Here is a 13,809-nt window from a genome sequence, read left to right as displayed (position 1 = left end):
AACAATACACGTCTGTCTGCCACATACAGAACAGCCTTACGCAGCTCTGCTCCGAGGGTGCGGCCCCCCCCGCCAAGGAGCATTGCTATGCCGAAGACTTTTTTGATCGACACCACTCGGTGCACGGCATGCCGGGGCTGCCAGTTGGCCTGTAAGGAATGGCATGACCTGCCTGCCAATGAGACCAAGCAGCGCGGCACTCATCAGAATCCGCCGGATCTGAACCCCAACAACCTCAAGATTGTTCGTTTTCGCGAGCGTATGAAGCCTGACGGCACCGTCGTGTGGAACTTCTTCCCCGACCAGTGCCGCCACTGCCTTACGCCTATTTGCAAGGAAGTGGCCGACATGGCCGTGCCCGGCGCCATCATCAAGGACCCCAAAACGGGCATGGTGATAGCCACGGAAAAAAGCGCCAAGCTGAGCCCCGAGGATGCACAGGCCGTTATTGACGCCTGCCCCTACAACATCCCCCGGCTGGATCCCAAGACCAAATGTCTGACCAAGTGCGACATGTGCATTGACCGCGTCACTGCGGGCATGCTGCCCATCTGCGTCAAGACGTGCCCCACGGGCACCATGGCTTTTGGCGAAAGGGAAGAAATCCTGCCCATGGCCAAAAAGCGGCTTGAGATTGTCAAAAAGACCTTCCCCAAGGCTTTTCTGGCTGATGTAGAGGACGTGAGCGTCATCTACCTGCTGGCCGAAGAAAAAGAACACTACTACGAATACGCGGCCTTCATGTAAGGCCTTATCCCCTCTACCCCCGCAGGCGTATGGCTGCGGGGGTAGAAAAGCACTGCGGGGGCTTGGCAAATCCTTCGCTTTGGTTCACCATCAGGGTACAACCCCAGCAAACACGTTTGCCTTGTTGCGGCGTGAACGTTGCTGGAGCGGCCCCTGGTTTTTGCCTCAACCGGTTGACGCAGGCTCGCCTTGAATTGTGCGTGCGGCTTCAAAAGCTGGCGTTTGCCAAGGCAGTGTAACGGTCTGTCAGACCGATGCCTGATCGGTACGCGGAAATGGCAGCACCCCATGCATTTGCGTTGCGAAATGCCGGAATGAGCATTTTGAAAACATTGGGAGCAGACATTCTCAGTGTTGCATAGTTTGGGAAATTAGCCGGGAGTACCCCTCGGCATACGGAGTATCAATGGCTGTTAAAAGGCAAACCGTTGCCCAAACCCTTGAAGAAGTTATCTCGTGGCGCCCGGTATTGGCCCCTGTGCTGCGGTCGTTTGAACCGCTGCTTACCGCTCAGGAAGAGCTTGGCGATGCTGTGGCCGAAAGCCTGAAAAAAGAGGGCTTGTCACTGCCGCAGGCTGAGCCGCAGCGAATGGAGCAGGGTGTTTCAATGCTTGCCGGAGCTTCCTTTGCAGGCGTGGCCCCAGCGGTGCGCATTTGCGCAGAAAAGCTGCTGCCCATGTTATGCCGCATGGACGCCGTAGTTCCCCACAAGGCCAAGCTCACGGATTTTTTTCTGAAATCTGACGGAGCTGAAGCCCAACGAGCGGAAGAGCTGGTTTGCGCCGCTGCCTCGGGCGACAGGGATGCCCTGGCGGCTCTGGCTGAAAAAATTGGCCTTGACCCCTTGGTGCTGGACTTTGTGACGGGGTTCATCGTTGCGCCGATTTTGCGCGGCATGACCGTCCAGGCCGTATCCGCAGACGGCGACACCCCCTGGGAAGCCGGCGATGTATGGCGGCAGGGATATTGCCCTGTGTGCGGCGCACTGCCTACCATCGGCTGGATGGATAAACCCAGCATTGATGAAAAAAATGCTTTTCTTGCGGGCGGCGGAGGTAAAAAACACCTGCACTGCGGCGTGTGCGGAGCGGACTGGAAATTCCGGCGTGGCGCATGCCCTGCATGCGGCGAGGAAGGCAGCGGAGTTATGGAACTGCTGCGTGAAAGCGGCACTGCTCACGGTGAGCGGCTGGATTGGTGCACCAAGTGCAAGTCTTACTGCCCGGCGGTGGATCTGCGCGAACGCGAGTTTGTTCCCAACCTGGATGCGCTGGCGCTTGGCATGCTGCATCTGGATATGGTGGCAGCACGTAAAAAGTTGAAACCAGTCAGGCCGTCATTCTGGAACATGTTTTAGCGGCAGCTTGGGGCAAACCCGAAAGGCGTTTTTTGAAGCTGCCATTACTGCAAAATTTATTGCTGGCAGTCTGACTGTCTGCGGATTGCTGAGTCGGTTTGTTGAACCGTTTAAATGCTCCTGATGTAGCAGTCTTTAATTATTGCACATACAGGCATTATTAGGGTAGAACAACCGCTGCGGAGAGAGTGGTGTTGATGGCGGTTTTTCAGCCGCCTGTGGTGCGCCGGGGCCTGCTCCTGCGCTTTACGAACCCAGTAGGAGGAATAGCTGATGAAATATGTGACCTTGTTGCTGCTTGCGTTGAGCCTCGCGTGGGTTGGCGAAGCGCAGGCGCGTGATATCAAGGAAATGTCGCAGGTTATTAAAAAGCCTATTGAAATTCCTGGTGGAACATCTTCGCGTATGAGCGTCATGTTCCCCCACACGGCGCATAAAGGCATCAACTGCATGCACTGCCACCACGAAGTGGGCAGCGACAGCCGCTACGTAGCCTGTACCGAATGCCACGCCACCCCTGGTGCGCGCGAACGTGACCCCATGAGCATGTTCATGGCCTTCCACTCCAAGAATGGCGACCGCTCTTGCTACGGATGCCACTCGCAGAAGGCTCAGGAAAATCCCGCCAAGTATGGCGCCAAGTTCAAGGGATGCCGTCCCTGCCACATGGCCGCCAGCGCTCGCGAAGCCGCCAAGCAGAAGTAAGCTCACTCCCGCCACAGGTTTTCTGTATTGCATAAAGGCCCCGAAAGGGGCCTTTATGCGTTGCAAAACAAGCCATTCAGGTGTGGTGCAGTTCCGGCTCCGTCAGGCTGGGCATCCTCTCCCATGCGAATCTTCTTCAGTGCATCATCGCGCCAATGGTGGCCGGTTCCGGCTGAACCCTTTTGGGCCTGAATAAACAGTAAAGAACTGCAACGTGGCATTGGGCGCAAAAAAAAGGGCGTTTTGCAACGCCCTGATTCAATAGCCGAAAAGATTTTAACAAGATATCCGTCTAGAGGCCCAACTGGGAAAGCATGTCGTCAATAGCGCCCTGCGAAGCCCCGGCCTTGTCAGGCCCTTTGAGTTCGCTGCGGCCCTGGTTGAATTCCTTGACCGCCTGACGTGCTTCATCCTGCAATTCCTGAACGTTCTTGCTGGGGTCTTTTTCAGCCGCGTCCAGAATAAGGCCCGTGGAAACATAGAGTTCCACCACCATTGCCTCAATCTGGTTCAGGGCAGAAACGACCTTTTTAATGCGCTGGCCTGTGATGTCCTGAAAGCTCAGGGCGGTCAGCACTGACGTGAGGTCATCGCCAAGGAGCTTGTTGTTTGCTTCCAGCTCGGCAATGGGGGTCGCATCCGCGCCGCCGCTAAGCAATCCTGCCAGATGCGCCGCATTCTGTTCTTGAAGATCCAGATGCCGCTCCACAATTTCCATGATGGTCATGGTGGCGCTTTCCGTATCTTTCAGCACTTCATCCAGCTGGCTTGATGCTTCCAGAAATAGCGCATCTGGATTTGGAGGGGGCAGGGGCTGGCCTTTGGAGGCAGTGGAGATGCGCTCAAAAATCTCTCTCAGACCCTGGCGCATTTCCGTGCTGATCTGCTTGTAAACTGCGGCTTCGGGCTTTTCGTCGCTCATGCCCGTCCCCTTTGCGCGCGGCGCGGTTTAATTTGTGCGTTTGAACCTTTGAAGGTGTATGGTCAAAGGTAAAAAATGCAGTAAAAAACTCCGCCGCGCGAGGGCGCGGCGGAGCCGGGATACTTACTTGTTGGTCTTCAGAAACGTCTTGGCCCGCGCAGCTTCTGGCGAGTTGGGATATTTCTTGATCAGCTCTTCCAGGCGGGTTTTGGCAGCCGCAGACTGATTGAGCTTGCTGAAGCTGATGCCCTGCTTGAGGTACGCGCCAGGCGCGCTGGAAGAAGAAGGATACTTTTTGATAACAGCATCGTACGCCAGGGCCGCATCCGCAAACTGGTTGCGCTGGAAATAGCACTCGGCCAGATAATACTGGGCCTCGGGAGCCTGGCTGTGGTCTTTGTAGTTTTTCAGAAAGTCATTGAAAGAACGCTGCGCCTCATCGTACTTGCGGGACTGGTAGGCGTTAACGCCAGCGTCAAAAAGCGCCAGCGAGATGTCCTTTTGGGGAGCCTGAACCTGCGGCTCGGGCTGGGGGCTGGGCTGGCCCCAGGTGCTGGAGCTGGGGTTGATGACGGGCTGTGGGTGTGCCGCTGCTGCGCCCTGATCGCCAGCGGCGGAGGCCGCAGCGTAGCCCACGGAACCAGCGGCCATGCCGCCTGCCGCTGCCTGCCCGTAAGAAGGCTGGCCATAACCCGGCTGGCTGAACGCAGGTGCCGCCTGGGGCGCCGCTTGAGGAGCAGCCTGGGGTGCCGCCTGCGCAAAGGGGGCTGCACCGCTGCCGCCGCTGGTCATGGGGTCGCCAAGGTTCAGGTTCAGCGCCATGCTGCGCTCCACCTGACGCAGAGCTTCATCGTGCGTTCTCACACGGCCCACCAGGGCCTTGGCGCCGCCTGCGTTTTGCAGATCGTCAATCTGGCCCTTGAGCGTGTTGACTTCCTGCCTCAGCGTCTGAATCTGGCTCCAGGCATCAGCCTGAGCAGGCTGCAACTGGCGCAATTGCACGTCTTGCTGTTGCACCTGCTGTTCCAGTGAGATGCTGCCATTACCGCTGCTGGTGCTGCCACCCATGCAGCCGCTCAAAGGCAGCGCCGCGCAAGCCAGAGTCAGGATGTACATAGTACGGAGTGTGCGCATAGTACCCTCTTTCAATTTTGCACTTTTCCCAGAACTTTTTTTCGTCCGGTGAAAATATAGATGATTCCCCCCACACATGGCAGAAAAACTACCAGCACAAGCCACAGGGCGCGCTGTTGCGGGGTTTCAAACTCATGTCCCCATATGTGCAGAATGCTCCACAATGTCGGGATCATGGGGAACATTACCACAAGCACATGCCACCAATGAAAGATCATGCGGTTCCTCCCTTGCCGGGGGTTGGTTTGCCGCCTTTGTCGCTGGCGACAGCCTGGGGCTTGCGCCAGAGAATCAGGCAGGCCAGCACCGCGCCCACAAATATGGCCGAGTCGGCTATATTGAAGGCTGGCCAGTGCCAGTCGCCCCAATAGACATCCAAAAAGTCCACCACGGCGCGAAAGCGCACACGGTCAATCAGATTGCCAAGCGCGCCGCCCATCACAAGCCCAAGGGCCGCGAACAGCCAGGGGTCTTCATCCGAGCTGCGCACCAGCATGACAATGGCCCACACAGCCACAACCGTGGCCGCGAGAAAAAGCCAGAACTGCCACTCAATGTCTGACCGGTTCAAAAAACCAAAGGCCGCGCCGCGATTGCGGATGTTGACCAGATCAAACAGCCCGGCAATGACCGTGATGGGCCTGTGCTCGGGTATGAACTGCATGACAGCCCACTTGCTCACCTGATCGAGAACAAGGGCGACAATGGCCGCTATGCCGAGTATGCAATAACGCCTTGGCATTCCTGTTACGCTTCCATGGCCTTGATAACGGCGGTGCAGCGGGGGCAGAGCGTGGGATGCTCCACATCGGTGCCAAGTTCCGTGCTGTAAATCCAGCAACGTTCGCATTTTTCGCCGTGAGCCTTTTCCACGCCGATGGCAAGCCCGGCGATTTCTTCATCGCAGTACGCGCCTTGCGGTGCGCTTTCAAGGGGCTGCATGGCGATTTGCGAAACAATGCAGAAGGCGCGCAGGTCAGTGTTCAGGCCCTCAAGGCGCTGGCGCAGTTCGTCTGCCACAAAGAGGGTCACGCGGGTGTCGAGTGAGTGGCCGATAACGCCATCGCGCCGCATGGGCTCAATGGCCTTGGTTACTGCCCCGCGCACGGCGGCGAGCACGTTCCAGTCATCGCGCGTGCCTTCGTCAAGCATAAGCGGGGCAGATTCAATGGGCTGAAGGGCAAATACCGTGGGTTCCGCACCGCGCAGGCCTTCGGGCAGATGCGCAAAGATTTCTTCCGCAGTGAAGGAGAGCACCGGGGCCATGTCGCGCAGCAACAGGCCAAGGATGTGCCACAGGGCGGTCTGGGCCGAGCGGCGTTCCGCGCTGGCGGGGCCGGAGGCGTAGAGACGGTCTTTCAGCACGTCCAGATACATGGACGAAAGGTCGGTCACGCAGTAGTTGTGCAGGGTGTGGTAGACCTTGTGGAAGTCAAAATCCATATAGGCCTGCTGCACACGGTCGTGCACCCGGGCCGCAGCGTCAATGGCAAAGCGGTCAAGCGGCATCAACTCGTTCAGTGGCAGCAGATCGTCCTTGCCGAGGCCTTCAAGGTTGCCAAGGATGAAGCGGCAGGTGTTGCGGATGCGGCGGTAGGCATCCACAAGGCGGCCAAGAATTTCATCGGAAATGCGGATGTCCTCGCGGTATTCCACTGAAGAAACCCACAGGCGCACGATTTCTGCACCGAATTTTTCAATGAGTTCTTGCGGTGCGATGACGTTGCCGATGGATTTGGACATCTTGCGTCCTTCGCCGTCCACCACATAGCCGTGCGTGAGCACAGCCTTGTAGGGCGCGCGCTGGCGCGTGCCTTCGCTGACCAGCAGGGAACTGTGGAACCAGCCACGGTGCTGATCCGAACCTTCAAGGTACAGATCGGCGGGGTAGGCAAGCTCGGGCCGCTGTTCCAGCACAGCGGCAAAGCTGGTGCCGGAGTCGAACCAGACGTCAAGGATGTCGGTCTCGCGCTTCCAGTGGTTGCCGCCGCAGTGCGGGCAGGCAAGGCCTTCCGGCACGATTTCCGAAAGTTCGGCCTCGTACCAGTAGTCACAACCGGTGGGGTGCTTGGCAAAGCGGTCGCAGATGTCGCGCATCCAGTTGGGGTCGTTCCATGCTTCGCCGCAGTCTTCGCAGAGCAGGGCCATGATGGGCACGCCCCACTGACGCTGGCGCGAGATGCACCAGTCAGGCCGGAATTCGATCATGTTGTGGATGCGTTCGCGGCCCCAGGCGGGGATCCAGCGCACCTGCTCGTCAATGGCCTTGAGCGCGCGGCCACGCAGGTCGTTCTTTTCCATGCTGATGAACCACTGGGTGGTAGCGCGGAAAATAACCGGCTGCTTGCAGCGCCAGCAGTGCGGGTAGGAATGCTTGATCTTGGCCTGGCGCAACAATGCGCCAACTTCTTCAAGTTTTTCAATAACCTTGGGGTTTGCTTCAAAAACATTCAACCCGGCAAAAAACTGCACCGTGGGCAAAAAGCGACCGGCGTCGTCCATGGGCGAATAGATTTCGAGGCCGTATTTGAGGCCCACTTCGTAGTCTTCGCGGCCATGACCGGGGGCGGTGTGAACGCAGCCCGTGCCAGCTTCAAGGGTGACGTGCTGGCCCAGGATGATGGGCGACACGCGGGCGTAGAAGGGGTGGCGGGCCTTGAGGCCTTCAAGCTGTTCGCCGGTGGCGCGGCCAAGAATTTTGGGTTCGCTCCAGCCGAACTGCTCCGCGCAGGAGGCGAGCAGTTCTTCGGCCAGCACGTACTGCGCGCCGTCCACTTCCACGAGAACATAGGTGAACTCGGGGTGCAGGCACACGGCCATGTTGTCCGGCAGCGTCCAGGGGGTGGTGGTCCAGATGACCACAAAAGCATGGGCGGGATCCGCAGCGGAGAATACCTTTTTCAGGCCATCGTCCTGCAAGGGAAAGCGCACAAAGATGGAAGGGGACGTGTGGTCATAGTACTCCACCTCTGCCTCTGCAAGGGCCGTATGGCAAGAGCAGCACCAGTAGATGGGCTTTTTGGAGCGCATGACGCCGCCCGTTTCCACAAAGTTGGCAAGCTCGCGGGCGGTGGCGGCCTCGTAGGTGGGCCGCATGCTCATGTAGGGATCTTCCCAGTTTCCGAGCACGCCGAGCCGGCGAAATTCCTTGCGCTGCACGTCAATCCACTTGGAGGCGTAGTCGCGGCAGAGCTTGCGCACCACATGGGCGGGCAGGGTCTTTTTCTTTTCTTTCAGTTCCTGCTCGACCTTGTGCTCAATAGGCAGACCGTGACAGTCCCAGCCCGGCACATAGCGCGAGGCAAAACCAGCCATGTTGCGCGATTTAACAATAATGTCCTTGAGAATCTTGTTCAGGGCCGTGCCCATGTGGATGTGCCCGTTGGCATAGGGAGGGCCGTCGTGCAGCACGTAGGTTCCCTTGCTGCCGGAAGCTTCAACCATTGCTTCGTAGCTGTTAATGGCATCCCATTTTTTCAGGGTTTCCGGCTCACGCTGGGCCAGGTTGGCTTTCATGGGAAAGGCGGTCTGAGGCAAGTTCAATGTTTTCTTATAATCGCTCATGCTGGCTCCCGGCACAGTTCAACTCAAGGACTTGGCAATATAGTACGGTGAAAAAATCGCTCTACTGTGGGCAAAGAGCGGGGCAAAGTCAAGAAGAGCAGGGCACTGCGTGCCTGCTGGCGTGGCCTGTATGTGCGCAGGCTGAGCATGAAAATGTCTGGCAGATCGCGCTGATACTGTGTAGCTGCATGGCAACCCGCCTTGCAAAATGCGCCTCTTCATGAACGAAAAAGCTGGCTCATACTCGTGGAGCACCAACAAAAAGGGCGTTTCAGACGCGTTGCGCGCAATAGTGAAACGCCCGGGATATTCTGTTCCGCAGCAATGACCGCACAGTTATGCGGACTAGGCCGTCAGAAGTTTGCCGGAGCGCCATCCATGGCCTGGGCCAGTTCGCGCAGGGCCGACAGACTGTCTTCAGCTTCTTGCGGCGTCATGGTGTGAAGGGCAAAACCGGCGTGTACGATCACATAATCGCCGACCTTGGGTTCTTCGGGCAGCAGCATGATGGAAGCGGTGAGAAAGGTGGAGCTTTCGCCCACGCGCACGCGGGCCATCCCCTCTCCCTGGAGTTCTTCAATTCTGGCTGGTATGGCAAGACACATATTGGGTACCTCTTGAAAGGCAGATAATCACTGAATGCCCGGTTGCAAGGCCGCGACTGTTCCGCAGATTTTCAGCTTATCAGCGCGGCAAGCTTCACGCAAGGTGCCTTGATGAAGTGGCGGCAGGGCACGCAACGGGCGGAACTGTTCGGATATGTGCAGTATCTATGGCTGTCTGCCTGTTGTGCACCCACTGCCAAAGCCGTCAGGGTATGCCGTGCTCTTATGAGCGCGATGCACGCAAACGTTTCCTTCATTCCCCAAGTTCCCTGTACATAGCCTCGGCATTCTGTATGGCGCGGTATGCCCCCTGATGCAGCGGATAGTCCCACGAGCCGCTCCGCAGTTCGATGCGACCGCCAAAGCCGACCTTGAACTGGTGCAACCCGTTGAAGGGGTGGGTGGCATTAGGCGTGGGCGAAACAGCCCCCATTTCATAACTGCGGCAGCCCAGTTGCCGCGCAATGCGTATGCCTGTCCAGTGCATAAGGCTGGATGCCATGTAGTTGCGCTTGATATTGCCCGATGCCCCGTACAGAAAGTTGGCGTGTTGCCCTGAGATGCCGATTATAGCGCCAGAAAGGATATCGCGCCCGTGCCGTGCCAGCAAGAATACAATATCTGCTCCATCCTTTGCGCCGAAATTGCATCGGAACATGGCCGAAAACTGCTTGCAGCTGCATGGGGCAAAGCCGTTTCTTCTGGCTGTCTGTTCGTACAGGCCGTAAAAATCAGCAAGGTTGCTGCTGTCCGCTTTTTCCACAGTCACGCACTTGCGTCTGGCCAGGCCGATATTGTAGCGGGTTTTGGGCTTCATTCTGCCAAGGATGTCGTCTTCGCTGCCGTCAAGATCAACCACCAGCGAACTGGCCACGGTCATGTCTGCGGAAGCCTTTTTGAAGTTCCAGAATCTGGTGCCCATGTTCATACGCATTTCGCGTATGCGCGCTTCAGGAAAGGCGCACCATCCCTGCTCCTGCATTTCGTCCGCATACAGGGATTTCCACGGCAGGTCGTAGCGGATAAAGGCCACGTCCGGTTCAAGCCGGTCTGCCAGGGCAACGGAGAGGTCTTCCAGATACTGTCCGTATGAATCCTCTGAAGGCGCATACTCCGGCCCCTGCGGCACAAGAGCCATCTTGTGCCCGCAATGGTCTTTTATCAGCACCAGCACGTCGCCCCAGGTTTTTGTAGAATGAATGTCAAAAGCCAGGGGGGCCATGCCCATATGCGATTTGACCTGCGCCCAGTAGGGAGTCTGAAACAGTATGTCTGTCGGATTCAGTTCGTTAGTCGCCTTGGCGATCACATCCACCATGATACCTCCTCGCATAGGTGGGGAATAAGGTTGTTCCGTTCCCGCTGGAATCGGCAACGGGTGTTGGAATGAGCTTACAGGTCGTAGTGCCCGGCGCGTTCCGGCTGGTCTTCCACTTCCTGCACCACGAGGTGCAGGGTTCCGCCGTTGGGGTTGGGCCAGCGGATGTCATCACCCTCGGAAAGCCCCAGCAGCGCGCTGCCCACAGGCGCCAGAATGGAAATGGAATCTTCGCTGGCGTCTGATTTGCCGGGGTACACAAGCTTCAGGCGGCGCTCTGTGCCAGAAGGCAGCATGGCAAAACGTACGGTGGAGTTCATGGTCACCACTGAGGGCGGCACTTCTTCTGGGGCAACAACATTTGCGCGGTAGAGCTCTTCTTCCAGAGCCTTGCGCCCAGGAAAGCCGTCGGCGGGCAGGGTCTCCAGCAGGGTTTCCAGCCGCGCTGCATCCTTGCTCGTGATGGTAATATTAGGATATTCTTGCATATTTACCTCCTGTGCGCTGCGTAAGGCAGCGCGCGTTGCATAAAAAAAGAGGGCGTAACCGGTACGCCCTCTTTTTTGTGAATTGTAGTTAAGCGGGCGTTATCAGGTTGCAAAAAAAACGCGAAGTTTTGTCACTTCGCTGGAAATGTTTTTTGCAAAAGAAACGCAGAAACGCATTGTATTATCCTGGCCTAAAAAAACGTTTGGATACAGAAAAAAGGGCAGCTATTCTTTATACGGAAAGCTTGCCGCCACGATTGCGCAATTTGTATCAGCTTAGCCTAACAGTTGGCCTGCGTATGTGCAAGCACAAAAGCAAAACTTCGTTTTAGGTGTGAAATTATCAATTAATATAGTGTGCATGAATTTTTCGGGCAGAGGTTGCCGCAACCAGCAGAACAAAAAACAAGGGCGGAGCCTTGCGGTTCCGCCCTTGTGATTCCGTACCCCGAGCAGGCTAGTGCTTGGAGTTGTTGTTACGTTCTTTCTTTTCGGGGAACAGGACGAAGTTCCAGTACAGCACATAAAGGGGCAGTACCACAAACATCATCACATAAGCCCAGCTCTTCGTGAAGAGAAAATACTGATAGAAAGTATTGAATTCCATGGGATTCTCCTCCTACGCGCGGCTTAGTGCTCGCCCTTGAAGTCTGGGTGTTCGTACAGCACCGGCATGTTGTAGACGATAAAGCGGTAGACCGTGACAATCATGGTCACCACAAACATGGAGATGCAGATTTCCCAGATGCTGGGGAAGTAGCGTTCCGCCGACGGCAAGTTGTAGTTGAAGGCGATCATGGAAACGTTGAAGCGGTTCAGCACGATGCCCAGCACCGTGTTGGTCGCGCCAATGCGGCACAGGGTCAGATTGCGGTCACGCGCGCCCTTGGCGTAGATCAGGGCGGGCATCAGCACAAAGCCCAGCATTTCCACCAGCCACCAGGCCCCGTAACCCGTGAAGAGGTAGGGGAAGTTGGCTTGCACAAGCATGTCGATAAGCTTGAGCATGAAGTAGGCAAAGAGAATGAACGAAGCCGCCCGGGCAAAGCTGAAGGTCACGTCGTCAGCTTCACGCAGGTGGGTTTTGTCCATGTAGTGGTGCACGCCACGGTGGGCCAGCATGCCTTCAAAGATAACCATGGACGCGCCAGCGGCCATGGAACTCACAAAGAAGAACATGGGCATGAAGGGCGAGTACCACAGGGGGAAAACCTTGCCGGGGGAGATCAGATAGAGCGAACCCAGCGAGGACTGGTGCAGGGTGGACAGGGTCACGCCGAAGATGGTCAACGGAATGGTGCACTTGACCACGATCTTGCGGATCTTGATGAGCCAGGGGTAGCGGCAGGACATCCATTCCAGCGGGGCCACCGAAAATTCGATGAGCAGCACGGAAACGTAGGTCGCCACGCACAGACCCACTTCAAACAGAACGGACGTGGTGCCGGGGAAGAAGAACATGAAGGGCAGACGCAGCGGATGGCCCAGATCGTACAGCAGGGCGATAACCACGAAGGCGTAGCCCAAAAAGGCTGTGGTGATGGCCGGACGCACCGCCGAGTGGAAGTGTTTCATGCCCATGATGTAGCAGGCGACAGTGGTGAAATAGCCGCCCGCTGCAAGGCACACGCCGCACAGAAGGTCAAAGCCGATCCACATGCCCCAGGGCTGCACATCGCTGAGGTTGGTGACGGAACCGATGCCCACGGTAAAGCGGATAACGGTGATAACAAAGCCCACGGCCAGAATGATGGCAGAAATGATGTTGCCGGGGGTGGGCGTCAGGAATTCGCTGATATTGAACAGCTTGTCCCTGGTGGGAATAACTATGCTGTGGTGTGCCATTTATTTATCCTCCCCGTGCTCCTTGCAGCACTCCGCTTCCCGAGCCTTCAAGGCATCGGTCATTGCGCGGCGGGCTGTGTCGGCAGCGCCCGGACCCTGGGTTTCCTCAATCTTGCGCACTGCTGCGTCAACGGCTGCGGCCAGATCGTCCTTGGTCTCCTTGACGTGTGCGTCCTTCTCCGCCTTGAAGATGGCGTCGCGGCGTTTGGTCATGGCGTAAGCACCGCCAAACAGCACAGGCCAGAAGGCCACGATCATGGGCACGGTACCCAGCGCGCCGTAGGTCAACTCGCCCATGGGCTGCGAGCCCAGGTTTTTGTCGAGCCCAAGCTGCTTGAGTTCGCTGGTGTCGGCGTGGGGATCATGGGCTTTGGCGTCCTTGGCGGCGGCAGGAGCAGCCACGGCGGGAGAAAGCACCATCCACGCGGTACCGCCGGCATCGTGTTCGCCGTAAACGTAGTTCACGTACTTGCCGGGATTTTCAGTGATCCGCGAGCGGGCAATCCTGATCAGGTCGCTGCGGCGGCCAAAGGTCAGGGCGTCCATGGGGCAGGCTTCCACGCAACCGGGCAGCTTGCCTTCCTTGAGGCGGGGTTCGCAGAAGGTGCACTTCTGCACCAGAGGATCGAACGCCTCGTCGTACTGGAAGCCCGGCACATAGAAGGGGCAGGCAACCATGCAATACCGGCAGCCTACGCACTGCGAACCATCGTAGGCCACGCTGCCATCGGGCAGCTTCTGGAAACATTTGGCAAAACAGGCAGAGGCGCAGGCCGGGTCGTTGCAGTGGAAGCACTGCAATTTGCGGAACACGTCCTTGCCGTTGACGTTGTACTTGTTAACCACTGTCCACTCATAGGCCGAGGTGCGGCGCTTGGTGGCAGTCACCGAAAGGTCGGTGAAGGGTTTTTTGGGCTTGGGCAGGTGGTTCACCGCGTTGCAGGCTTCTTCGCAACGGCGGCAGCCGATGCAGCGCGTGGTGTCATGCAGCACGCCGTAGCTGTCTGCATAGTAGGGGAAGGTGTGTACCCCGGCATTGGCCACCTTGGCAGTGCCCAATGCCGAAACCACGCCCGCGCTTCCCATGATGGCCAGGAATTTTCTGCGATTCATATGCGTTTCTC

14 protein-coding genes are annotated in these 13,809 nt (G+C 57.4%); 3 read left to right on the top strand and 11 right to left on the bottom strand.

The window, feature by feature from the left end:
• Positions 1 to 87: 87 nt before the first annotated feature.
• The 3 genes from RDK48_RS11475 (at position 88) to RDK48_RS11465 (ending at position 2,809) form a co-directional block, all read left to right on the top strand.
• Positions 88 to 747 carry a 4Fe-4S dicluster domain-containing protein gene (locus tag RDK48_RS11475; protein WP_298992549.1) on the top strand — a complete coding sequence of 220 codons (660 nt, stop codon included), beginning with the start codon at positions 88 to 90 and terminating at the stop codon, positions 745 to 747.
• Between the two features lie 406 nt (positions 748 to 1,153).
• Positions 1,154 to 2,104: a formate dehydrogenase accessory protein FdhE gene (locus RDK48_RS11470; protein ID WP_298992552.1), complete on the top strand. Its 951-nt coding sequence runs from the start codon at positions 1,154 to 1,156 to the stop codon at positions 2,102 to 2,104.
• Positions 2,105 to 2,377: 273 nt separating this feature from the next.
• On the top strand, positions 2,378 to 2,809 hold the full coding sequence (locus tag RDK48_RS11465; RefSeq protein ID WP_298992556.1) for a cytochrome c3 family protein: 432 nt from the start codon (positions 2,378 to 2,380) through the stop codon (positions 2,807 to 2,809).
• Positions 2,810 to 3,101: 292 nt separating this feature from the next.
• On the opposite strand, the gene RDK48_RS11460 is transcribed toward RDK48_RS11465, so the two are convergent.
• From RDK48_RS11460 to hmcB, 11 genes are all read right to left on the bottom strand, one after another.
• A complete protein-coding gene (locus RDK48_RS11460) occupies positions 3,102 to 3,731 on the bottom strand; it encodes a protein phosphatase CheZ (protein WP_298992559.1) in 630 nt (209 codons plus the stop codon).
• Positions 3,732 to 3,854: 123 nt separating this feature from the next.
• On the bottom strand, positions 3,855 to 4,865 hold the full coding sequence (ybgF, locus tag RDK48_RS11455) for a tol-pal system protein YbgF (RefSeq protein WP_298992563.1): 1,011 nt from the start codon (positions 4,863 to 4,865) through the stop codon (positions 3,855 to 3,857).
• Positions 4,866 to 4,876: 11 nt separating this feature from the next.
• The gene (locus RDK48_RS11450; RefSeq protein WP_245559823.1) at positions 4,877 to 5,041 is read right to left on the bottom strand and encodes a PLD nuclease N-terminal domain-containing protein; all 165 of its coding nucleotides are present in this window, start codon (positions 5,039 to 5,041) and stop codon (positions 4,877 to 4,879) included.
• Between the two features lie 38 nt (positions 5,042 to 5,079).
• Positions 5,080 to 5,607 (bottom strand): signal peptidase II, encoded by a 528-nt coding sequence (gene lspA, locus RDK48_RS11445; RefSeq protein WP_298992566.1) that lies wholly within the window; start codon positions 5,605 to 5,607, stop codon positions 5,080 to 5,082.
• Between the two features lie 5 nt (positions 5,608 to 5,612).
• Positions 5,613 to 8,429 (bottom strand): isoleucine--tRNA ligase, encoded by a 2,817-nt coding sequence (gene ileS / locus RDK48_RS11440; RefSeq protein WP_298992569.1) that lies wholly within the window; start codon positions 8,427 to 8,429, stop codon positions 5,613 to 5,615.
• A 353-nt stretch (positions 8,430 to 8,782) separates the two neighbouring features.
• Positions 8,783 to 9,034, bottom strand: a complete 252-nt coding sequence (locus RDK48_RS11435) for a HypC/HybG/HupF family hydrogenase formation chaperone (protein WP_022657919.1) — start codon at positions 9,032 to 9,034, stop codon at positions 8,783 to 8,785.
• A gap of 253 nt (positions 9,035 to 9,287) precedes the next feature.
• Positions 9,288 to 10,352 carry a peptidoglycan bridge formation glycyltransferase FemA/FemB family protein gene (locus tag RDK48_RS11430; protein WP_298992571.1) on the bottom strand — a complete coding sequence of 355 codons (1,065 nt, stop codon included), beginning with the start codon at positions 10,350 to 10,352 and terminating at the stop codon, positions 9,288 to 9,290.
• Positions 10,353 to 10,426: 74 nt separating this feature from the next.
• The gene (rnk, locus tag RDK48_RS11425) at positions 10,427 to 10,840 is read right to left on the bottom strand and encodes a nucleoside diphosphate kinase regulator (protein ID WP_298992574.1); all 414 of its coding nucleotides are present in this window, start codon (positions 10,838 to 10,840) and stop codon (positions 10,427 to 10,429) included.
• 457 nt (positions 10,841 to 11,297) lie between these two features.
• On the bottom strand, positions 11,298 to 11,447 hold the full coding sequence (locus tag RDK48_RS11420) for a hypothetical protein (protein ID WP_022657922.1): 150 nt from the start codon (positions 11,445 to 11,447) through the stop codon (positions 11,298 to 11,300).
• A gap of 23 nt (positions 11,448 to 11,470) precedes the next feature.
• Positions 11,471 to 12,685 carry a sulfate respiration complex protein HmcC gene (gene hmcC, locus RDK48_RS11415; protein ID WP_298992576.1) on the bottom strand — a complete coding sequence of 405 codons (1,215 nt, stop codon included), beginning with the start codon at positions 12,683 to 12,685 and terminating at the stop codon, positions 11,471 to 11,473.
• A complete protein-coding gene (hmcB, locus tag RDK48_RS11410) occupies positions 12,686 to 13,798 on the bottom strand; it encodes a sulfate respiration complex iron-sulfur protein HmcB (RefSeq protein ID WP_298992578.1) in 1,113 nt (370 codons plus the stop codon). It abuts the gene before it with no gap.
• Positions 13,799 to 13,809: the final 11 nt, after the last annotated feature.

Origin of the sequence: uncultured Desulfovibrio sp. (assembly GCF_902477725.1) — a bacterium.
GTDB lineage: Bacteria > Desulfobacterota > Desulfovibrionia > Desulfovibrionales > Desulfovibrionaceae > Desulfovibrio.
Note: the sequence above shows the minus strand (reverse complement) of the source record. Positions and strands in the feature narration are given on the sequence as shown.

What these genes read in the sequence shown, in the direction of transcription:
- RDK48_RS11460 (WP_298992559.1), bottom strand. Translation starts at nt 3,731, where the DNA reads ATGAGCGACGAAAAGCCCGAAGCCGCAGTTTACAAGCAGATCAGCACG.
- RDK48_RS11430 (WP_298992571.1), bottom strand. Translation starts at nt 10,352, where the DNA reads ATGGTGGATGTGATCGCCAAGGCGACTAACGAACTGAATCCGACAGAC.
- RDK48_RS11470 (WP_298992552.1), top strand. Translation starts at nt 1,154, where the DNA reads ATGGCTGTTAAAAGGCAAACCGTTGCCCAAACCCTTGAAGAAGTTATC.
- RDK48_RS11450 (WP_245559823.1), bottom strand. Translation starts at nt 5,041, where the DNA reads ATGATCCCGACATTGTGGAGCATTCTGCACATATGGGGACATGAGTTT.
- RDK48_RS11475 (WP_298992549.1), top strand. Translation starts at nt 88, where the DNA reads ATGCCGAAGACTTTTTTGATCGACACCACTCGGTGCACGGCATGCCGG.
- ybgF (WP_298992563.1), bottom strand. Translation starts at nt 4,865, where the DNA reads ATGCGCACACTCCGTACTATGTACATCCTGACTCTGGCTTGCGCGGCG.
- RDK48_RS11465 (WP_298992556.1), top strand. Translation starts at nt 2,378, where the DNA reads ATGAAATATGTGACCTTGTTGCTGCTTGCGTTGAGCCTCGCGTGGGTT.
- hmcC (WP_298992576.1), bottom strand. Translation starts at nt 12,685, where the DNA reads ATGGCACACCACAGCATAGTTATTCCCACCAGGGACAAGCTGTTCAAT.
- hmcB (WP_298992578.1), bottom strand. Translation starts at nt 13,798, where the DNA reads ATGAATCGCAGAAAATTCCTGGCCATCATGGGAAGCGCGGGCGTGGTT.
- lspA (WP_298992566.1), bottom strand. Translation starts at nt 5,607, where the DNA reads ATGCCAAGGCGTTATTGCATACTCGGCATAGCGGCCATTGTCGCCCTT.
- ileS (WP_298992569.1), bottom strand. Translation starts at nt 8,429, where the DNA reads ATGAGCGATTATAAGAAAACATTGAACTTGCCTCAGACCGCCTTTCCC.
- rnk (WP_298992574.1), bottom strand. Translation starts at nt 10,840, where the DNA reads ATGCAAGAATATCCTAATATTACCATCACGAGCAAGGATGCAGCGCGG.
- RDK48_RS11420 (WP_022657922.1), bottom strand. Translation starts at nt 11,447, where the DNA reads ATGGAATTCAATACTTTCTATCAGTATTTTCTCTTCACGAAGAGCTGG.
- RDK48_RS11435 (WP_022657919.1), bottom strand. Translation starts at nt 9,034, where the DNA reads ATGTGTCTTGCCATACCAGCCAGAATTGAAGAACTCCAGGGAGAGGGG.